Here is a 24,685-nt window from a genome sequence, read left to right as displayed (position 1 = left end):
AATTTCTATATAGCGAATTAAAACGTTAAAACTCGATTTAAATCGTTGAAAAATTGAGTAAATGTTGATGAATTGTATGTTTTATGCCTCTTTTACTTTCTCTTGTAACATTTTAATCTGATCTCTCAATCTTGCGGCTTCCATAAAATCAAGTTCTTTCGCTGCTTTTTCCATCTGTTTTCTAGTATCTCTAATCTTCTGTTCTAGCTTATCTTTACTTAAATAAGTTGCTTCTTCCTCGGCAGCAGCAAGATTTAATGATTTTTCAATGGTATATGTAGCTTCTCTCTTTTTGGTGAGTGCGGTTTCTAAAGTTTTCTTTATTGCCATAGGTTTTAGACCATGGGCTTCGTTATACGCTATTTGTTTTGATCTACGATATTCCGTTTGATCGATAGTCATTTGCATACTATTTGTAATCTTATCTGCATATAAAATAGCCAGACCGTTTACATTACGAGCAGCACGACCTATAGTTTGCGTTAAGGATCTATTGTTTCTTAAAAAGCCTTCCTTATCAGCATCTAGTATTGCTACTAGTGATACTTCTGGAAGGTCTAATCCTTCTCTTAGTAAATTTACTCCTATGAGAACATCAAATAAACCACTACGCAAATCATGCATTATAGCGACACGTTCTAAAGTATCTACATCACTATGTATGTAACGACATCTTATTGAAATGCGTGATAAATATTTAGTAAGTTCTTCGGCCATTCTTTTGGTAAGTGTAGTTACTAGAACACGCTCATCTAGATCAACTCTTTTATGAATTTCTTCAACTAAATCGTCAATTTGGTTTTGGCTAGGCCTTACTTCAATAACAGGATCTAATAGTCCTGTAGGCCTTATAATTTGCTCTGTATATACTCCTTCCGTTTTTTCTAGTTCATAGTCAGCAGGTGTGGCGCTTACATATAATACTTGATTTTGCAGCATTTCAAACTCTTCAAATTTTAAAGGTCTGTTATCCATTGCTGCTGGTAAACGAAATCCGTAATCTACTAGGTTCTCCTTACGGGACCGATCACCACCATACATAGCACTTACTTGTGGAACGGTCACATGACTTTCATCTATGACCATTAAAAAGTCTTCAGGAAAATAATCTAATAGACAGAATGGACGTGTGCCTGGTAATCTACCATCTAGATAACGGCTATAATTTTCAATACCAGAACAATAACCTAATTCTCTAATCATTTCTAAATCAAATTCTGTTCTTTCCTGCAGTCGTTTAGCCTCAAGTGGTTTCCCTATTTCTTTAAAATATTCAACTTGTTTAACTAGATCTTCTTGAATACTGTGTATTGCATTTTGTAAAACATCTGGCGATGTGACAAACATATTTGCAGGATATATAGTAATCTCTTTCCATTGTTCCATCAATCTCCCATCAACTGGATTGAATGTTTCAATTAATTCGATCTCATCACCAAAAAAATGAATCTTAAACGCATAGTCGGCATAACTAGGGAAGACATCTATGGTATCTCCATTGATTCTAAAATTACCGCGATTAAAATCTGCGGTAGTTCTAGAATATAAACTTTGAACCAGTTGATGTAACAATTGGGTGCGCGCTATGATTTGATCACGTTTAAGTCTTATTACATTTTTTTGAAACTCTACTGGATTACCTATACCATACAGACACGACACAGATGCTACCACGATTACATCACGACGACCTGATAATAGGGCAGATGTAGTGCTTAATCGCATCTTTTCTATATCCTCATTAATGGAAAGATCTTTCTCGATATAAGTACCACTACTAGGGATAAAGGCTTCTGGCTGATAATAATCGTAATAAGACACAAAATATTCAACAGCATTATCTGGGAAAAAAGCTTTCATCTCAGAGTAAAGTTGAGCCGCTAGAGTTTTATTATGTGAAAGGATTAATGTAGGTCGTTGTGTTTCTTGTATAACATTTGCAGCTGTAAACGTTTTACCACTTCCCGTAACACCTAAAAGTGTCTGGTATTTATCACCATTATTAATTCCTTCTACTAACGATTTGATCGCTTTAGGTTGATCGCCTGTAGGTTTAAATTCTGATTGTATCTTAAATTTCATGTGTTGTAAAAATAAGATTTTTTGAATTCTGCTTTCGCGAAAGCGAAGTTAAAAACTTACCTTTTAAGACTAAAATGGCCTCTGAAAGATTGACCGTCATTGAGTATGACCTTAAACCAATAATCTGTACTAGGCATAGGGTTTCCATTATATGTACCATCCCAACCAATGCCTGTAGGAGAAAGCTGTTTTAATAGTTTACCAAATCTGTCAAAAATATAAATCTGTGCATCTGGTTCTGTTTCTATCGCTATCACTTGCCAGTAATCATGAAATCCATCTTGATTAGGTGTGAAAAAATTAGGCGCTGCTATAATAGTTGTAGGTATGGTTAATTGATCACAGCCATTTAAAGAACGTACATTAATGTTATAGAAACCTGGTAATAAATCGCTAAATACTGGCAAAGATTGATAGAAAAAATCATCGATACTATATTCCCATGGACCACTACCAGAAACGCTAACTTCTATGCGGTTGTCTCTTAAGGTAAATTGTCTTACTTCAATACTTGTAAATATGGTAGGCTCATAATTAGAAATGGTAATTGTATCTGCAGCAGTGCATCCATTACTATCTGTCCCTGTAACGGTGTAATCACCTGCAGCTTCTATCTGTATACTGCGTGTCGTTTCTCCATTACTCCAGTTATATAGATTAAATCCTGCTGGAGCAGTAATGGTTACAATATCATCTATACATTTGTTGATATCTTCAGGTAATTCAATAACCGGATGTGGAAAAACAGTAATTTGTATAGGTTCTATAGTAAAACAAACTTGTTGTTGATTATTTTCTAATCGAGCCCATATGACTGTTGTTCCCGTATTCAAATTATTAGGTAATGAATTTATATTTTGATTTGCATCTATACTAGAACTATGATAGCTGATGTTGAATGTTGATGGTTGATTACCTAAAACTTGCGCATTTAGGGTAGGTAGGTTGAAACTTTCAATTCCGTCATTACTTTCATCATCACACAATTCATAATCATTTAAAGGAATAATTTCTGGCTGTTGTATTAGGTTAATGGTAAAGTTATCTATGGCATAGCAGTTCGTATTATTTACATTTTCAATTCTTAACCATATTGATTCATTGATCGTATTGTTATCATAAAATGAGTTAATCGAATTTGAATTAGTCATTGCGTCGCCCATACTATTGTGATAAGAAATATCAAATACTATAGGGTCTTGAGTTCCTAGTGCTTGTAAACCGGCAATATTAAGGTCAAAATTTTCTACACTATCATTATCTATATCGCACAAGTACAAATCATCTATATTATTAATTATAGGTTGAGGATTGATAATAATATCGAATGCTGTAATAGCATAGCAACCGTTTGAAACGTTACTATCTATTCTAGCATAATAGGTGCCATTGACCGCGTTATAATTGACTGGTAGGGCATTAAAGTCATTTTGTGCTTCTGTTAGTGTTTCATGTATGGTTACCTGATAATCTGAACTAGATTGTAAGCCTAAAACAGTTGACATAGTAGTTGTGAAATCTACTGCTTCTATGCCATTATTACTCACGTCATCACATAATTCTATATCATTGACAGTATTTGCAATAGGTTGTGGGACTATGGTAATTTCTTTACTGGTTGTATAATTGCCTCTGATAGTGTTGATGCTCAATGTCACGATATAGGTTCCAGCAGTATTATATATGTGCAAAGGATCTGGTTGTGATGATGTGTTATCAACACCACTTGCAGGATCGCCAAAATCCCATAATACATTACTACCAGGACAGGTTGCTATATCGTCTGCAAAAAAATGAGTTGCATTTGTTTCACAAGCTTCTATAAAAGAGAAAGATGGATTAAAAAAAGCATTATAAAAAGGTGGTAAACCTTCATTAACCTGTGTCCCTGTAGCCACTTGTACACCATTGAGTATAAAAGTGCTTGCAGCTCCTATTTGATCAGGATTATTGATGACACTTAACCATTGAGTGGACTTACGAGAATAGTAAATTTTATTATCTGGACCTATTTGTAAAGCACCTCGTGCTACGTTATCTGTAATGTCTGCTGGATCTGTATTATAAATAGTCAAAGGTGTATTTGCAAAATTAAGGGCATCCAGATTATATTGTAATAAAATACGATCACCGTCATTTCCATTACTTTGTGTGTTGATATCTACATAAATTTTTCTAGAATCTGGTGAAAACTCAGCACCATATGCCTGATGTGTCACGGGAAAATGAAGTCTAACAGGATTACTGACCATTCCAGTGCTATTATTAAAGTCAAATAGCCATGCACCACGACCGGTCTGACCTACAGTTCCTGTGGTTACGGGCAGCTGTGTCATCATAACTATATTAGAACCATCTGGAGAGATTCTTAAATAGCCGCGACGATCATCTGCCTGTACATTATTAAATGTAGATGTTACGGTAGCACTTAAATCCATTCCACTAGAGGTCAATTTAAAGGCATAAAAAGTATCAAATAAACCCGAGCCTATTATCTCTTCTGCATAAGTGACAATCCATGCATCACCATTATTTGTAACTGCAGCAGCTACTTTCTCTGTACTGTCTGCTATTAAATTTATATTTTTTTGTGCAGGAACAACATCGCCTAGACCGTTATCCAATGTCATATCAACTACACTATAATTGAGACCGGTCATAGGATTAAAATCACCTACTGTAAAAATGTAGTAAATATTTGGTGTATCTGGTTGTGGTATTATTAATGCAGACTGTGTGCTAGAAGGATCACCTAACAAATTCATCCCATTAGGCATTACCATGTGATTTTGATTCCATACTGTAATTCCATCTGTATAAAAGAGTAGGGAACCACAAGCATCTGCTATGGATGCACAACCTTCATTAGTGCTTAATTGTCCTATGGTAGTAGGTATGGGAATGCCTGTATTGAAATCTAATCCTGCATTGTTCCCAAAAAACCACCAGTTTGCTTGATTCTGACCATAGGTGTTTATAGATAGTATTAGAAAACAGATATAGAGTAGATTCTTTTTCACACCTATAAAAATATGGAATTGTTAGTTATGATTTTATCGCTTTCGCGAAAGCGTGTTTATAATTAGCTTTATAAAAAAAGCGAGCCTGAGCTCGCTTTTTTCTTATAGAATAATGGATTATCTCTTAAGGGCAAAGTGACCTTTAAAGCTACGTCCATCGCTTAGTTCAACTAAATACCAGTAGTCGCTAGAAGGCATTGGGTTTCCATTATAAGTTCCATCCCAGCCTATTCCTTGTGCATCGATTTGCTTAATCAATTTGCCGTAACGGTCAAAGATGTAAATGTTAGCATCTGGAACAGTTTCTATAGCGATTACTTGCCATGTATCGTGGTATCCATCTTGATTAGGTGTGAAGTAAGGTGGTCCACCTATGATTACAGCATCCATTGATACAGTTCCACAGCCATTTTTATCTTTAACATAAATCGTGTAGTATCCAGGATATAGATTGTTGAATCTAGGACTGTCTTGATATACAAAATCATCTAGTGAATATTCATAATCACCGCTACCTGTCACGATAGCTGTAAGTTGATTAGTGTTTACTTCAAATTGTCCGATATCGATACGTTCTATCACGGCTACATCAGACTCGATTACTGTAATAGTTGCTGTAGAATCACAACCGTCTGCATTAAAAACAGTCACGTCATAATCACCACCTTGATTAACGGTAATGGTTTGAGTCATTTCTCCTGTAGACCATAAGTAACTAGTATAACCAGCACCTGCGTCAAGTACTTCATCTATACCAGCACATATGGTGATAGGTCCTTGATTTGCAATTACAGGTCTAGCAAATACTTCAATACCAAAACTAGAGGTATCATAACAATCAGTGTTTAAATTGTTCTCGATTCTTGCATAGATTGTTTGCGATTGAGATACGTTAGTGTATGGGAATGTAAGAGCATTAGCACCGCTATCTGCATTTGCTTGTGAGGTGTGATAAGTAACCGTAAAGTCTGAAGCAGATTGCCCATTTAATATCTCTGTATCTACATTGCTGAAATCAAATTCCTCAATTCCATCGTTACTAGCATCGTCACAACCACGTTGATCTAAGGCTACTCCAGCAGTAGGTTGTACGCTTACTGTAAGCGTAAAGCTAGTCGTATCAAAACATTGAGTATTTGTATTACTTTCTATTCTTACATATACCGTTTCTGGTGTGGTCGTACTACTTGCGTAAGAAGTAGGTAGCGCCGCTGTATTAGCATCAGCATCTGCTTGTGATGGGTGATAGGTTATATTAAAGCTAGCAGCGTTTTGTCCATTAAGGACTTGAGCATCAGCCATAGATAGATCAAATATTTCAGAACCATCATTACCTGCGTCATCACAAGCTATCATATTTTGAACTGTATTTGCAGTAGGTGTAGGGCTGATTACAAACTGGAAGCTAGTCGTTGTATAACAATCGTTATTATCTCCATTATCTATTCTTGCAAAAAGGTTAGGAGTAGTGGTACTTACTGTAAAAGGACTCGCTAGTGGTGCGACATCATTGTCAGCATCTGCTTGTGATGCGTGATAAGAAACTACAAAACTAGGATTAGTCTGTCCATTTAGAATTTCAGCATCAAACTGTGCTAAGTTCACATCTTCAACACCATCATTTGAAGGGTCATCACAAACAATCACATTTGCTGGTGTACCAGCTATAGGTAATTCATCTACAAAGATGTCAAAGCTTGTGGTGTTGTAACAGTCTGCATTTGCGATAGTCTCGATTCTAACAAAGATGGTATCATCGCCACTATTGTAAGGAATTGTCAATGGTGTCGCACCACCTACAGAACCTAAGTCAGCGTCTGCTTGAGAGGTGAAGTATTCTATATTAAAGTTTGCTGCTGTTTGAGCTCCTAATACTTCTACATCTTTAGTAGAAAGATCAAAGTCTTCTAATCCGTCGTTTGAAGCATCATCACAAATTCTATATTCAGTAACTGTGTTTGCAATCGCTTGCTCATTTAAGATAATATCAAAAGACACAACTGATGCACATGTTTCATTTTCTGAGTTGTCAATACGAGCATAAACGGTTGTTGTACCTAAACTTACCTGATAAACTGCTGGTAGTGGACTTGCGTCATTATCAGCATCTGCTTGAGAGCCATGATAGCTAACGACAAAAGTAGTTTGCGTTTGACCGTTTAACACATCTGTATCAAATTGAGATAAGGTAATATCTTCTACACCATCATTTGTGGTGTCATCACATACGATTAAGGTCATAGGTGCTGCTGCTACAGGTATATCATCTACAATTAAGTCAAATGTTGTTGTTTCATAACATGAAGCATTATTTGCATTCTCAATACGCACATACATCGTCTGTCCAGCACTACTATAATTAGGCATTACCGGTGAGGCTCCACCAGCGATACCAGCATCAGCGTCGGCTTGAGATACAAAATACATGATGTTAAAGTCTGCTGGATTTTGAGATCCTAATACCTCAATATCCTTAGTGGATAAATCAAATACTTCAGAACCATTATTTGATACATCATCACATAAGCGATATTCTGTAACTGCATTTGCAACTGGCTGTGCATCTAATGTAATCGTGAAAGATGACGTATCATAGCAAGGTTCATTACTCGAGTTATCGATACGCACATAAAAGGTAGTTGTTCCAACCATGCTGTAAGGAGAAGTAAGTGCTGCTGTATCTGCGTCAGCATCTGCTTGTGTTAAGTGGTAGGTGATTACATAGTTAGTATTTGTTTGAGCTAATAGAACATCACTGTCAAAAGAGGTTAAAGTAACATCTTCTGTATTATCATTTCCTGTATCACAAAGAGCGGAATCAGGAACAACATTTGCTGTAGGAGTATCAAATACTGAGATATCAAAATCGGTAGTAGAATTACATCCACCTGGATTCATGTCTTCTAATCTTACAAAAATAGTTTCAGGACCATTTGCTATAGTATTTACATAACTAGCAGGATTAGGGATGTTTGCTGTGCCATTTTGTGCATCTGTTAATGTTGTATGATAAGTGATGGTAAACTGCGCTGCTGGCAGACCGTTCAATACTTCAGTTTCTACAGATGTTAAATCAAATGTAAAGAAACCGTCATTGTCATCATCACAAACTACTAAATCTGCAGGCGCAGTGGCACCAGAACCATTTGCTACTATAACATCAAAAGAGGTAGTTTCAAAACATTCTCTAGAAGCTGCATTTAAATCATTTGTAATTCTAGCATAAATCGTTGTTGTACCTACGTTAAACGTGTAAGGTAAAGTTATTGCACCTGTATTATTATCTGCATTGTTTTGAGTTAAATAATATGTAACCACAAAATTAGGATTAGTCTGTGCACCTATGATTTGTGATGTTTCTGATGAGGAAAGATCTCTGTCTTCAGATCCATTCATATCAGAATCACATAAAAACACATTATTCACAGGATTTGCGGTAGGAATCTCATAAATACTAATTACATCAACAGCTGTATTAGAATAGAATCCGCTAGTTACTGTAAGTGTTACAGTATAATCACCAGGAGCTGGAAATGTGTGTACTGGATTAAATGTATTATCTGTAGTACCATCACCAAAATCCCAATTTACCGTCGCTGTAGCACAAAGACCACTACCACTAGAGTCAAACTGAATAGGAGTCCCATCACAGAAATCAGTTTCTGGGTTATTGTTTCCACCACCAGAACCCATGTTAGCATCAGTAGCTAAGAAAGAAGGCTCAAAGAAGGAAGTAATAAATGGAGGTAAACCTTCTCTAGAGGTCGTTCCTGGCGCTAGGGCTACACCATCATCAACATAATTAGCACCTGTTCCTAGCGAGTTAGGATCTCTAATTACACCTAGCCATGGTTGACAAGTTCTTGCTTGGTATATTTTACCATCTATTCCCAATTGTAATCCACCACGGCCCGTTGCTGTTCCAGTTACATTACCTAATGCAACAGGAGAAGTTTGCCATCCTGCTGGACCATTAATGTTATATTGTATTACTTCTCTAACATTAGAAGTTCCGCAACCGTTACCTGTATCTTGACTATTAGCGTTAAGATAAAGAAGTTGTGAATTAGGTGAGAATTCGGCACCATAAAAACGATTAGATCCACTAGAACCATTTGTTAAAGTAACAGGATTACTAACAACACCTGTAGCATTATTAAAGTCACATAAAAAGGCACTACCAGCATTACCTATTGAAGTATTAGCTATCTTTGATCCATCTGGTGATAATCTAATATATCCTCTAGCATCTGTTAAAGCACTTGTTACTGGAATACTTGAACTAACAACACGAGTAGGGTTAGTGTCTATAAGACCACCACCAGCTTGGTAAGCGGTATAAGTTGGGTCATCAAAAGTTACAATCCAGTATCTATCACCGTTAGCGTTCAATGTAGCGGTTACTTTTTCTTGAGTATTTTGTTGAATCTGAATGTTTTTACGACCAGGAACAACATCTCCTAAACCACCATCTAAATTCATATTAACGATACTATATTGTAAACCAGCACCTGCGCTAATGGTTACAACAAAGTAAACATTACTTACTTGTAAATCAGGTATTATAATGGCAGATTGCGCACTACTTGAATTTCCTGAAAGTCCGGTTCCATTAGGCATAGATACATGATTTCTATTCCATACGGTAGAACCATCAGAGTACATTAACAGGTTACCACATTCATCAGATATAGTTGAACAACCTTCAAATGTGAATAAAGAACCTGATCCATTTCCTAATGGTACACCAGAATTGAAATCTACTCCACCATTATGGCCAAAGAACCACCAAGAAGCTTCACCTTGGGCGTTTGATAAAAGCGGTAGAATAAATAAAAAAGCGAGTAAAATCTTTTTCATAAGAGTAAGTTTTGAGGTTGGGAAATTAAGTTAATTTTATGAGTTCTATGAACCTATAAAATCATCGTTAAAAGGATTTGTCACGACCTTATCAACATATTAATTTTCCTGTTTTAATTCAGTTAGTTAGTATTATGTTTGATAGATAGATGTCTTATTAGTTAAAAGGTTGCGTCATCTATTTTATTTTTTTAGTTCTTTTTATGTATCATAAATATGGTAGGTCTTTTATGTAAATCTGGTACTTGCTTTTTCCATAAATCCACTGACATAGTTTTAATAAACTCTGTAGGCAAGGTAATATCACAAGCGACACAGACCTCAGTACTAGGATGAAGTTGTAGAAGCAATTCTTCCATCATTTTATTATTTCTATATGGAGTTTCAATAAATAATTGTGATTGTTGTTCAATAAATGAACGATTTTCTAACTCTTTTATTCTCTTACGTCGTTCCATATTATCTATAGGTAGGTAACCGCAAAATGCAAAATTCTGGCCATTTAGTCCACTAGCCATCACTGCCATTAATATAGAGCTAGGTCCTACTAAAGGTACTACTTGTATACCTTTTTGATGAGCTATCTTTATAACATCAGCTCCAGGATCAGCAACGCCAGGTACACCAGCTTCACTCATTACACCCATATCATGTCCTTGTAAACATGGTTCTAAAAAGCTAGGAATTTCTGATGGGTCAGTATACTTATTAATAGAAAATAAAATAAGTTCTGGTTGTGGTTTTGAAGGCACGACACTCTTTATAAATCTACGTGCTGTTTTTTCATTTTCAACTACATAATGATTCACATTTTCTACCACTTTTTTTATAGATAGTGGTAATACTTCAAAAGGATTAATTTCTCCTAATGTAACTGGAATAAGGTATAATTTTCCTTTGTTATCCATGGTGATGATTTTCAATACGCTTTCGCGAAAGCGTAATATTAATACTCTATAATTCTTTTAACTCTTTTATGTCTTAAATAACTTTGTACGATATGTCTGGTATCTAATTCATTAGTTAGTGGAGTAATCACTTTTTTAAGAACTTGCGGATGCGTTACCTGAAATTGTAGGTCCACAAACCCATATCCTAGGACAACTCCATCTTCTATCATAATGGCGCTACGTTCTGTAGTTTCACGACCAGTATCTACTATAATAATATTTTTATTGATAAAGCTGTGCATGCTAATTACTTCTTGCACTTTGTTATTATAAGCATCGATATCTTCTTGAGCTATACAAGCGCCTGAACATCTGTCAGTAGAGTAGTTTTCGCAATGTGTTTCTGGATTTTCTAAACCTACTAATTTTTTACATAATTGATGTTGCGAGACTGTTTTCTCTAAGAAGTTCTTACCAGACTTCATAGAACTGAAACTGGTAATATAACCCATATCTTTTCCTATACTTTTTACTTTAAGGTTGATATATCCATCCTGATCTATGAATGAATAGAGGCCATGAGAAAAATTCTTTTTTCTTAATGATTTGTTGAATTTAGGTTTGTTTTTTTTAATCTCAACATTTTCTTTCAATAATGCAATTAACTCATTGCCGGTTTTCTCATATGAAATATCTGCAACTAGATTTTGCATTTTTTTTTGTTTGGGCTGTGAGCTTGTAAAAAGTTGCGTTATTCTCTTTTTAATATTTTTACTCTTACCTAAGTAAATCAAATCATTATCCTGATTATATAGATAATAGACACCTGTTGTTGAAGCAGATTTTTCTATTAATTTTTTAAGATTGGGTTCTACTTTTTTACGTGTTTCTGATTTAAGACTGGTGGATATGATGGTTTTGTCTATATCTTTAGTCATTAACATTTTAAAAAGTTTTACAGTAGCTAGAGCATCACCGGTTGCTCTATGTCTATCTGTAATAGGAATACCCAGTGATCGTGTTAATTTGCCCAGGCTGTAACTGTCTTCTTCAGGCATTAACTTTTGTGCTAATTCAACGGTGCACAAGGTTTGAGTATGAAAATCATATCCCAACCGTTCAAACTCAATACGCAACATGCGATAGTCAAAGTTAGCGTTATGAGCTACTAATACGGCACCATCCATAATTTCAATCACACGTTTTGCGACTTCATAAAATTTAGGCGCGCGTGCCAGCATTTTATTATTGATACCTGTTAATTTTACAACAAAAGGTTGTATTTCTTTTTCGGGATTTACAAGACTAGCAAATTGATCTACAATTTCGTGCCCATCAAATTTATAGATGGCAATTTCTGTTATGCCTTCTTCATTAAATTTTCCTCCTGTAGTTTCTACATCTACTATTGCGTACAAATGGATATAATGTTTGTGAGTTGAAAGTAAAAGAGCTGCACACATGGCGCAGCTCTTCAATTTTAAATATGACTGTTATATTTTTGAATTACCATAAATCTGGTCATACAATTCTTTATAACGTGCTTTTATAACACGTCTTTTAAGTTTTAAAGTAGGAGTGAGGTGCCCTTCCTCAATGGTCCATTCTTCTGGAGTTAACTCAAATTTCTTTATGCGTTCCCAGTTACCAAATTTAGTATTATAGAAATCTATTTCTTTTTGATATCTGTTAATGATACGTTCTTGAGAGCATAAGTCTTTCCAGTCGTCATAGACTATACCTTTGCGTTGTGCCCAATCTGCCAAAAATTCGAAGTTAGGTTGTATAAATGCTGCTGGCATTTTTTCTCCTTCACCTATCACCATTATTTGTTCTATGAAACGACTTTGTTTCATTGTATTTTCAATTAATTGTGGTGCGATGTATTTACCACCAGATGTTTTAAACATCTCTTTTTTACGATCTGTAATTTTAAGGAAACCTTGGCTATCTATTTCTCCTATATCTCCGGTATGGAAATAACCGTTTTCATCGATGGCCTCGGCAGTTTTTTCAGGATCTTTATAATAGCCCATCATGCGTTGTGGTCCGTTGATGATGATTTCACCATCTTCGGCAATTTGCACATCAGTATTAGGTAAAATTTTACCTACTGTTCCTATTTTAAAACCACCATCACGCAAGTCATTGACAGATATAACAGGTGATGTTTCAGTAAGTCCATATCCTTCCATAACTGGAACACCTGCTGCATTAAAGACTCTAGCCAGTCGTGGTTGTAGTGCAGCACTACCACTAGCGATTGCTTTAAGGTTACCTCCTAATGCTTCTTGCCATTTTGAAAAGATGAGTTTCTTTGCTAATCCTAGTTTTTTCTCGTACCACCAACCATTTGCTCCATAAGGTTCCCATTCTAGACCTAGTTCAACAGCCCAGAAGAAAAGTTTCTTTTTAATTCCAGTAAGATCTGTACCTTTTGCGATGATTTTATCGTATACTTTCTCGAGTAGGCGCGGTACGGCGCTCATCACTTCTGGTTGAATTTCTTTTAAGTTGTCTGATATCGTTTCTATAGACTCTGCAAAATAAATACCTGTACCTGTGTAGGTATACATATATTGTAACATGCGTTCATAAATATGACATACAGGTAAGAAACTAAGCGCTTTTGATTTACCTAAATCAATAGGTAATCTAGTCGCACTAGTGATGGCATTACTAGAGATGTTTTTATGAGATAACATTACACCTTTAGGTCGTCCAGTAGTACCAGAGGTATATATCAATGTGGCTAGATCTTCTTCTGTTATAGCCGCCATCCTTTTGTCAAGTTCTGCTTGGTGATTTTGAGAAGCACCTAATTCTTTTACTTCTTCCCAGTTTTTACATCCTGCAATGTTATCAAAACTATATACCTCGATAAGAGAAGGAACTTGATCTTTAATGCTTAATACCTTGTTTCTTACCTCTTCATCAGAAACAAAAACATACTTAGACTCGCTATGGTTAAGTACGTATTGATAATCTTCTTCAGATATTGTGGGATAAACGGGTACATCTTGTGCACCAGTTTGCATAATACCTATATCTACTATATTCCACTCGCTTCTGTTAACAGAAGATATAATTGCTACTTTATCGTTGGGTTGAATTCCTAATTCAATAAGACCTCGCGATATGGCGTTTGCTTGATCTATAAAAGATTGAGTGGATGTTTTTTTCCATTCACCGTTATATTTTGTTACCAGCGAATCTTCTCTAGGATAATTTTTAAGCTGATATAGGGGAAAGTCAAATAATCTTTTTACCTGCATGTTGTCCATTTATATTTAATCTGGCTAAATATAAGGAATAGGGCGGTTATTAAAATGACAAATTTTAAAATTAAATTAACGATTAATGTAAAAATATCCTGCCAAATCTTCTTGTTCTGGTAATTTAAGAACATAATAATACGTTCCTGCGGCTAATTCTTTATCACCTTTTATAGTGGCATTTGCATTTGCAATACCATCAAATGAGTTATCATAATTGTCTTTTTGATAAACCAGTCGTCCCCATCTATTGTAAATAAAAAGTTGATTACCAGGTATTCCTTCTATACCTCTTATAATTAATGTGTCATTGAGTCCATCACCATCTGGTGTCATACCATTATAAACGACCACTTCATTACCAGCCTGTAAGATTGAGGCAATAGTGTATATTTTATAATCATTGGTATTAGGAATTCTAGAGGTAATAGTACCATTATTAAGATCACCTGTTGTACCAGTATTACCAAGGTTGACCCAAACATTTTGAACATCATCCCATCCAGCGATTCTCAAATCACTTAAGTTACTTGCTGTTTGAGAGATATTACTGGAATTAGTCCAAGTAAGTGTAAGTTCTAAATCTTTAAGACCTTCAAAGTACCAAAATTCAACTGTTGATATAACATCTAAGCTAGGCTCAAAACTGTTTGTATCAAAAGAGTTGATAAACGTGGTAGGTGTATTAGGATTTTCTTTAAAATATGCAGCAGTGTATGTAAACGAATTATTAAAGTTATCAATGGCAAGAGGTTTCATTTCAAAATCATCACCAACAGGGAAACTGAATTGAAAATCTCCATTAAATTGAGCATAACCATCTACATGCTCATTATCACCTTCACCAGTGTAAACATTATCATTTAAAAATTTAAATTTAACTAATGGGTCAATTCTAGGTGTATTGATTCTACCATTGGTAAAGAAGACTTCATCATTAACACCTATAGAAGTAAATAAATTTAAATCGTCTTCAACATCAACTTCAAAATTTTCAAAATTCATTTGATTTAATCCACTAAAGTTCAGAGAATTATTTTGATTATAAAAACCAGCTAAGCCTTCATTCTCTACAGAATCACCATTGTTAATTACATCGATGTGGAAGCCTATCTGACCGTTATTATGAATTTTTAAATCGCCACTATTTGTAAAGGCTGTTTGCGCCGTTACTAATGTTATATTTAAAAACAACGTAACCCATAAAAGGTTATTGGTATTAAATAATTTATCTATGAGCTTCATATATAACAACTAAACCGTCGATATAACTATCAACATTAATAATGAATCCATTTGTAGTAAAACTAGTTACTCTCGCAGTAAGTAAGCCTAATGAGATTCCATTTTGATTTCCATATCTTACACCTATACAATGGTTACTAGATGCAAACCTAGATATATCATTTATCGAGTTTCCACTACCACCTACATAGATAACTTGTTGTACTATCGTCCCATTGTCGTCCCTTGCAAATCCGGTCATTGAACCGAAAGAATTTCCTATACCTGTTTCATTATCTCTGGTGCCATTATCAGAATTCAGATTTGTGGTTTCGACATTTGCATAGGCATGAAAGGTAACGCTAGTAGGCGTAAAGTTCAATCCTGATATGGTATAATCTCCAGCAGCATTAATTTCAACAACACCAACGCTCTCCACACTACCGCTTACCAATATTTCTTCCCAACCGTTATTGGTATATTCTAATACTCTGTTCAAATCACTATCATAAACTAATGTTCCTAATTCAACACCTGTAATTGAATTGATTTCAACAGTGGAATATCTAGGTAATCCTAACAGTGAATTGGGACTAATTTGCGCTTTCGCGAAAGCGGAACTTAAAACAATGATAACTAAGACAATTACTTTTTTCATAACTTAATTTTATGGAAGTTTAATTACGGTAAACATAAACTCTAGGTCAATATCGACTTTAGGACTTGTACCATTGTCGCTGTCTCCTATGTTAACATTAAAACCATTTGCATCAATGCCATAGTATGATATTCCTGGGTCATCATAGTTAGAACCACCAGCAGGCGGACAGTTTCCATCACAATCTAATACAGTAAGTTGAACAACATAAGCACCAGTTATAGGTGTAGCAAAATTGATGCGATAATCACCTGTATCAATTCTTACAATAGTTGAAGTTCCGAAACTCGATATGGTTCCACCGTCTCCTGCTACATTTCCTGCTGCTGCAATGGTAGGACCAGCAAAAAATGCTCCTCCATCAGACCCAACTTGTATATTATTATCAGCATCACCACTTACAACTTGAGCTGTAGTGGTTGTACCATTTTCATTTGTATAAGATATTTCTCCAGTAGCATTAGGGTCACTAGAGGTTGGTGTATCATTTTGTGAAAATGCAGTAACGGTTTCATTAACATTCACATCATCACCATTCTCATCGGTATACGTAGCGATGGTGTTAGCATCACCAGCAGTCACATCAGCATCTGCATTACCAGTAGCTTGTGCAACAGCAGTAATTGTTTCTAATATTGTTGTTGTTGACGTTCCACTTGTATGAGTAGCAATTGTATTTCCAGTAGTTACTGTCTGTGTTACCGTAGAGCTTAAGTTCTCAAGGTTCACTGTAGAAGTGTTACCATCTTCAAGAGTAATGGTTAATACGTTTGTAGCATCATCGTATGAGAAATCAGTAATGGTTTGATCGTCTGAACCGATTGAAGCTAAAGGTACAGAAAGTGTACCATTAGAATCGGTGATTTCTAGATTAGCACCATTAACAGCAAAAGCCGTGTTGACCTCGTTAGTAATAGATTCATCAGGATCGGTAGAGTTCACGGTGTAGTTACCATTACCATCATCGGTTACTGTAATCGCACCAGTACCAGCGACAACTGTTTCAGAAAGCTCAGCAAGGTTCACTGTAGAAGTGTTACCATCTTCGAGTGTAATGGTCAATACGTTTGTAGCATCATCGTATGAGAAATCAGTAATGGTTTGATCGTCTGAACCGATTGAAGCTAAAGGTACAGAAAGTGTACCATTAGAATCGGTGATTTCTAGATTAGCACCATTAACAACAAAAGCCGTGTTAACCTCGTTAGTAATAGATTCATCAGGATCGGTAGAGTTCACGGTGTAGTTACCATTACCATCATCGGTTACTGTAATCGCACCAGTACCAGCGACAACTGTTTCAGAAAGCTCAGCAAGGTTCACTGTAGAAGTGTTACCATCTTCAAGAGTAATGGTCAATACGTTTGTAGCATCATCGTATGAGAAATCAGTAATGGTTTGATCGTCTGAACCGATTGAAGCTAAAGGTACAGAAAGTGTACCATTAGAATCGGTGATTTCTAGATTAGCACCATTAACAGCAAAAGCCGTGTTGACCTCGTTAGTAATAGATTCATCAGGATCGGTAGAGTTCACGGTGTAGTTACCATTACCATCATCGGTTACTGTAATCGCACCAGTACCAGCGACAACTGTTTCAGAAAGCTCAGCAAGGTTCACTGTAGAAGTGTTACCATCTTCAAGAGTAATGGTCAATACGTTTGTAGCATCATCGTATGAGAAATCAGTAATGGTTTGATCGTCTGAACCGATTGAAGCTAAAGGTACAGAAAGTGTACCATTAGAATCGGTGATTTCTAGATTAGCACCATTAACAGCAAAAGCCGTGTTAACCTCGTTAGTAATAGATTCATCAGGATCGGTAGAGTTCACGGTGTAGTTACCATTACCATCATCGGTTACTGTAATCGCACCAGTACCAGCGACAACTGTTTCAGAAAGCTCAGCAAGGTTCACTGTAGAAGTGTTACCATCTTCGAGTGTAATGGTCAATACGTTTGTAGCATCATCGTATGAGAAATCAGTAATGGTTTGATCGTCTGAACCGATTGAAGCTAAAGGTACAGAAAGTGTACCATTAGAATCGGTGATTTCTAGATTAGCACCATTAACAGCAAAAGCCGTGTTGACCTCGTTAGTAATAGATTCATCAGGATCGGTAGAGTTCACGGTGTAGTTACCATTACCATCATCGGTTACTGTAATCGCACCAGTACCAGCGACAACTGTTTCAGAAAGCTCAGCAAGGTTCACTGTAGAAGTGTTACCATCTTCAAGAGTAATGGTCAATACGTTTGTAGCATCATCGTATGAGAAATCAGTAATGGTTTGATCGTCTGAACCGATTGAAGCTAAAGGTACAGAAAGTGTACCATTAGAATCGGTGATTTCTAGATTAGCACCATTAACAACAAAGCCGTGTTAACCTCGTTAGTAATAGATTCATCAGGATCGGTAGAGTTCACGGTGTAGTTACCATTACCATCATCGGTTACTGTAATCGCACCAGTACCAGCGACAACTGTTTCAGAAAGCTCAGCAAGGTTCACTGTAGAAGTGTTACCATCTTCAAGAGTAATGGTCAATACGTTTGTAGCATCATCGTATGAGAAATCAGTAATGGTTTGATCGTCTGAACCGATTGAAGCTAAAGGTACAGAAAGTGTACCATTAGAATCGGTGATTTCTAGATTAGCACCATTAACAGCAAAAGCCGTGTTGACCTCGTTAGTAATAGATTCATCAGGATCGGTAGAGTTCACGGTGTAGTTACCATTACCATCATCGGTTACTGTAATCGCACCAGTACCAGCGACAACTGTTTCAGAAAGCTCAGCAAGGTTCACTGTAGAAGTGTTACCATCTTCAAGAGTAATGGTCAATACGTTTGTAGCATCATCGTATGAGAAATCAGTAATGGTTTGATCGTCTGAACCGATTGAAGCTAAAGGTACAGAAAGTGTACCATTAGAATCGGTGATTTCTAGATTAGCACCATTAACAGCAAAAGCCGTGTTAACCTCGTTAGTAATAGATTCATCAGGATCGGTAGAGTTCACGGTGTAGTTACCATTACCATCATCGGTTACTGTAATCGCACCAGTACCAGCGACAACTGTTTCAGAAAGCTCAGCAAGGTTCACTGTAGAAGTGTTACCATCTTCGAGTGTAATGGTCAATACGTTTGTAGCATCATCGTATGAGAAATCAGTAATGGTTTGATCGTCTGAACCGATTGAAGCTAAAGGTACAGAAAGTGTACCATTAGAATCGGTGATTTCTAGATTAGCACCATTAACAGCAAAAGCCGTGTTGACCTCGTTAGTAATAGATTCATCAGGATCGGTAGAGTTCACGGTGTAGTTACCATTACCATCATCGGTTACTGTAATCGCACCAGTACCAGCGACAACTGTTTCAGAAAGCTCAGCAAGGTTCACTGTAGAAGTGTTACCATCTTCAAGAGTAATGGTCAATACGTTTGTAGCATCATCGTATGAGAAATCAGTAATGGTTTGATCGTCTGAACCGATTGAAGCTAAAGGTACAGAAAGTGTACCATTAGAATCGGTGATTTCTAGATTAGCACCATTAACAGCAAAAGCCGTGTTGACCTCGTTAGTAATAGATTCATCAGGATCGGTAGAGTTCACGGTGTAGTTACCATTACCATCATCGGTTACTGTAATCGCACCAGTACCAGCGACAACTGTTTCAGAAAGCTCAGCAAGGTTCACTGTAGAAGTGTTACCATCTTCGAGTGTAATGGTCAATACGTTTGTAGCATCATCGTATGAGAAATCAGTAATGGTTTGATCGTCTGAACCGATTGAAGCTAAAGGCACAGAAAGTGTACCATTAGAATCGGTGATTTCTAGATTAGCACCATTAACAGCAAAAGCCGTGTTGACCTCGTTAGTAATAGATTCATCAGGATCGGTAGAGTTCACGGTGTAGTTACCATTACCATCATCGTTTACTGTAATCGCACCAGTACCAGCGACAACTGTTTCAGAAAGCTCAGCAAGGTTCACTGTAGAAGTGTTACCATCTTCGAGTGTAATGGTCAATACGTTTGTAGCATCATCGTATGAGAAATCAGTAATGGTTTGATCGTCTGAACCGATTGAAGCTAAAGGTACAGAAAGTGTACCATTAGAATCGGTGATTTCTAGATTAGCACCATTAACAGCAAAAGCCGTGTTGACCTCGTTAGTAATAGATTCATCAGGATCGGTAGAGTTCACGGTGTAGTTACCATTACCATCATCGGTTACTGTAATCGCACCAGTACCAGCGACAACTGTTTCAGAAAGCTCAGCAAGGTTCACTGTAGAAGTGTTACCATCTTCAAGAGTAATGGTCAATACGTTTGTAGCATCATCGTATGAGAAATCAGTAATGGTTTGATCGTCTGAACCGATTGAAGCTAAAGGCACAGAAAGTGTACCATTAGAATCGGTGATTTCTAGATTAGCACCATTAACAGCAAAAGCCGTGTTGACCTCGTTAGTAATAGATTCATCAGGATCGGTAGAGTTCACGGTGTAGTTACCATTACCATCATCGTTTACTGTAATCGCACCAGTACCAGCGACAACTGTTTCAGAAGCTCAGCAAGGTTCACTGTAGAAGTGTTACCATCTTCGAGTGTAATGGTCAATACGTTTGTAGCATCATCGTATGAGAAATCAGTAATGTTTGATCGTCTGAACCGATTGAAGCTAAAGGCACAGAAAGTGTACCATTAGAATCGGTGATTTCTAGATTAGCACCATTAACAGCAAAAGCCGTGTTGACCTCGTTAGTAATAGATTCATCAGGATCGGTAGAGTTCACGGTGTAGTTACCATTACCATCATCGTTTACTGTAATCGCACCAGTACCAGCGACAACTGTTTCAGAAAGCTCAGCAAGGTTCACTGTAGAAGTGTTACCATCTTCGAGTGTAATGGTCAATACGTTTGTAGCATCATCGTATGAGAAATCAGTAATGGTTTGATCGTCTGAACCGATTGAAGCTAAAGGTACAGAAAGTGTACCATTAGAATCGGTGATTTCTAGATTAGCACCATTAACAGCAAAAGCCGTGTTGACCTCGTTAGTAATAGATTCATCAGGATCGGTAGAGTTCACGGTGTAGTTACCATTACCATCATCGTTTACTGTAATCGCACCAGTACCAGCGACAACTGTTTCAGAAAGCTCAGCAAGGTTCACTGTAGAAGTGTTACCATCTTCGAGTGTAATGGTCAATACGTTTGTAGCATCATCGTATGAGAAATCAGTAATGGTTTGATCGTCTGAACCGATTGAAGCTAAAGGTACAGAAAGTGTACCATTAGAATCGGTGATTTCTAGATTAGCACCATTAACAGCAAAAGCCGTGTTGACCTCGTTAGCAGAATCTGAATCAGCATCATCAACATTTAAATTTATTGTTGAACCATTAGATATTGAAATATTACCTGGATTACCATCAGTACTAATATCTTGACCCTCTAAGTTTTGTACTAAAGCAGTAAAATTTAGCTGAGTCGTTACACCATCTTCATCGGTATAATCCAGATTGGTATCATCAGCATTCAATACTAAAGTCGTAAGTGTTTCTGCCGCATTGGTATCAATCGTTACTGGCGTTCCAGTTTCGTTAGTATAGGTAAAGGTACCATCCGTATTATCAACTAGAGTAGTGATCGTTTCTAGATTCTGAACCAAAGCAGTAAAATCTAGCTGAGTCGTTACACCATCTTCATCGGTATAATCCAGATTGGTATCATCAGCATTCAATACTAAAGTCGTAAGTGTTTCTGCCGCATTGGTATCAATCGTTACTGGCGTTCCAGCTTCGTTAGTATAGGTAAAGGTACCATCCGTATTATCAACTAGCGTAGTGATTGTTTCTAGGTTCTGAACCAAATCAGTAAAATCTAGCTGAGTTGTCACACCATCTTCATCGGTATAATCCAGATTGGTATCATCAGCATTCAATACTAAAGTCGTAAGTGTTTCTGCCGCATTGGTATCAATCGTTACTGGCGTTCCAGCTTCGTTAGTATAGGTAAAGGTACCATCCGTATTATCAACTAGCGTAGTGATTGTTTCTAGGTTCTGAACCAAATCAGTAAAATCTAGTTGAGTTGTTACACCATCTTCATCGGTATAATCCAGATTGGTATCGTCAGCATTCAATACTAAAGTCGTAAGTGTCTCAGCAGCATTGGTATCAATTGTTACTGGTGTTCCAGCTTCGTTGGTATAGGTAAAAGTACCATCCGTATTATCAACTAGCGTAGTGATCGTTTCTAGATTCTGAACCAAAGCAGTAAAATCTAGCTGAGTCGTTACACCATCTTCATCGGTATAATCCAGATTGGTATCATCAGCATTCAATACTAAAGTCGTAAGTGTTTCTGCCGCATTGGTATCAATCGTTACTGGCGTTCCAGCTTCGTTAGTATAGGTAAAGGTACCATCCGTATTATCAACTAGGGTAGTGATCGTTTCTAGATTCTGAACCAAATCAGTAAAATCTAGTTGAGTTGTTACACCATCTTCATCGGTATAATCCAGATTGGTATCGTCAGCATTCAATACTAAAGTCGTAAGTGTCTCAGCAGCATTGGTATCAATCGTTACTGGCGTTCCAGCTTCGTTAGTATAGGTAAAAGTACCATCCGTATTATCAACTAGAGTAGTTATCGTTTCTAGATTCTGAACTAGCGTTGTAAAATCTAGCTGAGTCGTTACACCATCTTCATCGGTATAATCCAGATTGGTATCATCAGCATTCAATACTAAAGTTGTAAGTGTCTCAGCAGCATTGGTATCAATTGTTACTGGCGTTCCAGCTTCATTCGTATAGGTAAAAGTACCATCCGTATTATCAACTAGAGTAGTAAGAGTTTCTAGATTCTGAACTAGCGCTGTAAAATCTAATTGAGTCGTTACACCATCTTCATCGGTATAATCCAGATTGGTGTCATCAGCATTCAATACTAAAGTCGTAAGTGTTTCTGCCGCATTGGTATCAATCGTTACTGGCGTTCCAGCTTCGTTAGTATAGGTAAAGGTACCATCCGTATTATCAACTAGGGTAGTGATCGTTTCTAGATTCTGAACTAGCGTTGTAAAATCTAGCTGAGTCGTTACACCATCTTCATCGGTATAATCCAGATTGGTATCATCAGCATTCAATACTAAAGCCGTAAGTGTCTCAGCAGCATTGGTATCAATCGTTACTGGTGTTCCAGCTTCGTTGGTATAGGTAAAAGTACCATCCGTATTATCAACTAGCGTAGTGATCGTTTCTAGATTCTGAACCAAAGCAGTAAAATCTAGCTGAGTCGTTACACCATCTTCATCGGTATAATCCAGATTGGTATCATCAGCATTCAATACTAAAGTCGTAAGTGTCTCAGCAGCATTGGTATCAATCGTTACTGGTGTTCCAGCTTCGTTAGTATAGGTAAAAGTACCATCCGTATTATCAACTAGAGTAGTGATCGTTTCTAGATTCTGAACCAAAGCAGTAAAATCTAGCTGAGTCGTTACACCATCTTCATCAGTATAATCCAGATTGGTATCATCTGCATTCAATACTAAAGTCGTAAGTGTCTCTGCCGCATTGGTATCAATTGTTACTGGTGTTCCAGCTTCGTTAGTATAGGTAAAAGTACCATCCGTATTATCAACTAGCGTAGTGATCGTTTCTAGATTCTGAACCAAAGCAGTAAAATCTAGCTGAGTCGTTACACCATCTTCATCGGTATAATCCAGATTGGTATCATCAGCATTCAATACTAAAGTCGTAAGTGTTTCTGCCGCATTGGTATCAATAATCACCGGCGTTCCAGCTTCGTTAGTATAGGTAAAAGTACCATCCGTATTATCAACTAGAGTAGTGATCGTTTCTAGATTCTGAACAATATTTGTAAGGTCTAAGGTGGTTGTTATACCGTCTTCATCAGTATATTCTAGAGACGTTTGTGAAGCATTTATACCTAGCGAAGTAAGTGATTCTATAAATGTAGTATCAATCACGGTTTGATTGCCTAATTCATCTGTATAAGTGTATGTACCATTTGCATTGTCAACTAGAGTTGAAATACTCGTGTCTGCAATAGTAACAATATTACCAGCAGCATCAGTAAAAGTATAAGTACCGTCTGTATTATCAATTAAAGTTATATTATTAGCTAGTCCAATTAGCTCATCGATAGCGTCTTGTACATTCATAGCGGCCAAACCTGATGTGGCATTGTTGTATGGATTTGTAACTGCATTAGTATTTACCGTGACAACACCACCGTTATCGTTTGTGAATGTGTAAGTACCATTGTTGTTATCTACTAGAGTACCTCCGTTACAAAGGCTTTGCCAGTTGTTATTACGATATTGAAATAAACAGTTTTGAGAAGTATTGTATACAATCGCACCGTTAAGTGGTAGTATAGCTGTCATTTCTGCATCTGTAATACGAGTAACTACTAAAACAGTTTCAGTACTTTCTAATTCCAAAATAGAAAAAGGATCAATCGTATTGGGGTTGTTTCCTATCTTAACTTGTGCAGTAGATATTGCAGTCGTTGTGAGAAACAAAACACAAAATATATTCAATAATAATTTCATAGTAAAAAATTAACATTTATCAAATGTCATATATATAATATAGAACTGGTAATACTAAAGGACAACATCCTATTTTTTTGGATT

Annotated in this window: 11 protein-coding genes; all 11 read right to left on the bottom strand. The window is 36.7% G+C overall.

The window, feature by feature from the left end; genetic code table 11:
* Positions 1-81 precede the first annotated feature (81 nt).
* The 11 genes from uvrB to BST92_RS13925 all read right to left on the bottom strand — a co-directional run bounded on the left by uvrB (position 82) and on the right by BST92_RS13925 (position 24,601).
* Positions 82-2,082, bottom strand: a complete 2,001-nt coding sequence (gene uvrB, locus BST92_RS13975; RefSeq protein ID WP_105072019.1) for an excinuclease ABC subunit UvrB — start codon at positions 2,080-2,082, stop codon at positions 82-84.
* Between the two features lie 56 nt (positions 2,083-2,138).
* Positions 2,139-5,102 (bottom strand): T9SS type B sorting domain-containing protein, encoded by a 2,964-nt coding sequence (locus BST92_RS13970; protein ID WP_105072018.1) that lies wholly within the window; start codon positions 5,100-5,102, stop codon positions 2,139-2,141.
* Positions 5,103-5,219: 117 nt separating this feature from the next.
* Positions 5,220-9,962, bottom strand: coding sequence for a T9SS type B sorting domain-containing protein (locus BST92_RS13965; RefSeq protein ID WP_105072017.1), 4,743 nt, complete (start codon positions 9,960-9,962; stop codon positions 5,220-5,222).
* Positions 9,963-10,153: 191 nt separating this feature from the next.
* Positions 10,154-10,870: an SAM-dependent methyltransferase gene (locus tag BST92_RS13960; protein ID WP_105072016.1), complete on the bottom strand. Its 717-nt coding sequence runs from the start codon at positions 10,868-10,870 to the stop codon at positions 10,154-10,156.
* A gap of 38 nt (positions 10,871-10,908) precedes the next feature.
* The gene (locus tag BST92_RS13955) at positions 10,909-12,270 is read right to left on the bottom strand and encodes an exonuclease domain-containing protein (protein WP_105072291.1); all 1,362 of its coding nucleotides are present in this window, start codon (positions 12,268-12,270) and stop codon (positions 10,909-10,911) included.
* Positions 12,271-12,345: 75 nt separating this feature from the next.
* On the bottom strand, positions 12,346-14,127 hold the full coding sequence (locus tag BST92_RS13950; protein WP_105072290.1) for an AMP-dependent synthetase/ligase: 1,782 nt from the start codon (positions 14,125-14,127) through the stop codon (positions 12,346-12,348).
* A gap of 75 nt (positions 14,128-14,202) precedes the next feature.
* Positions 14,203-15,372, bottom strand: coding sequence for a T9SS type B sorting domain-containing protein (locus BST92_RS13945; protein WP_105072015.1), 1,170 nt, complete (start codon positions 15,370-15,372; stop codon positions 14,203-14,205).
* Positions 15,356-16,009, bottom strand: a complete 654-nt coding sequence (locus tag BST92_RS13940; RefSeq protein ID WP_105072014.1) for a hypothetical protein — start codon at positions 16,007-16,009, stop codon at positions 15,356-15,358. Before BST92_RS13940 ends, BST92_RS13945 begins: the two co-directional genes overlap by 17 nt.
* A 9-nt stretch (positions 16,010-16,018) precedes the next feature.
* On the bottom strand, positions 16,019-18,259 hold the full coding sequence (locus BST92_RS13935) for a beta strand repeat-containing protein (RefSeq protein ID WP_105072013.1): 2,241 nt from the start codon (positions 18,257-18,259) through the stop codon (positions 16,019-16,021).
* Between the two features lie 101 nt (positions 18,260-18,360).
* Entirely contained in the window at positions 18,361-20,514 is a 2,154-nt protein-coding gene (locus BST92_RS13930; protein ID WP_105072012.1) for a beta strand repeat-containing protein, read from the bottom strand.
* A 115-nt stretch (positions 20,515-20,629) separates the two neighbouring features.
* Entirely contained in the window at positions 20,630-24,601 is a 3,972-nt protein-coding gene (locus BST92_RS13925) for a beta strand repeat-containing protein (RefSeq protein WP_105072011.1), read from the bottom strand.
* Between the last annotated feature and the right edge of the window lie 84 nt (positions 24,602-24,685).

This window comes from Nonlabens arenilitoris (genome assembly GCF_002954765.1).
In the GTDB taxonomy this organism is placed as follows: Bacteria; Bacteroidota; Bacteroidia; order Flavobacteriales; family Flavobacteriaceae; genus Nonlabens; species Nonlabens arenilitoris.
Note: the sequence above shows the minus strand (reverse complement) of the source record. Positions and strands in the feature narration are given on the sequence as shown.

What these genes read in the sequence shown, in the direction of transcription:
- uvrB (WP_105072019.1), bottom strand. Translation starts at nt 2,082, where the DNA reads ATGAAATTTAAGATACAATCAGAATTTAAACCTACAGGCGATCAACCT.
- BST92_RS13965 (WP_105072017.1), bottom strand. Translation starts at nt 9,962, where the DNA reads ATGAAAAAGATTTTACTCGCTTTTTTATTTATTCTACCGCTTTTATCA.
- BST92_RS13960 (WP_105072016.1), bottom strand. Translation starts at nt 10,870, where the DNA reads ATGGATAACAAAGGAAAATTATACCTTATTCCAGTTACATTAGGAGAA.
- BST92_RS13950 (WP_105072290.1), bottom strand. Translation starts at nt 14,127, where the DNA reads ATGCAGGTAAAAAGATTATTTGACTTTCCCCTATATCAGCTTAAAAAT.
- BST92_RS13945 (WP_105072015.1), bottom strand. Translation starts at nt 15,372, where the DNA reads ATGAAGCTCATAGATAAATTATTTAATACCAATAACCTTTTATGGGTT.
- BST92_RS13940 (WP_105072014.1), bottom strand. Translation starts at nt 16,009, where the DNA reads ATGAAAAAAGTAATTGTCTTAGTTATCATTGTTTTAAGTTCCGCTTTC.
- BST92_RS13925 (WP_105072011.1), bottom strand. Translation starts at nt 24,601, where the DNA reads ATGAAATTATTATTGAATATATTTTGTGTTTTGTTTCTCACAACGACT.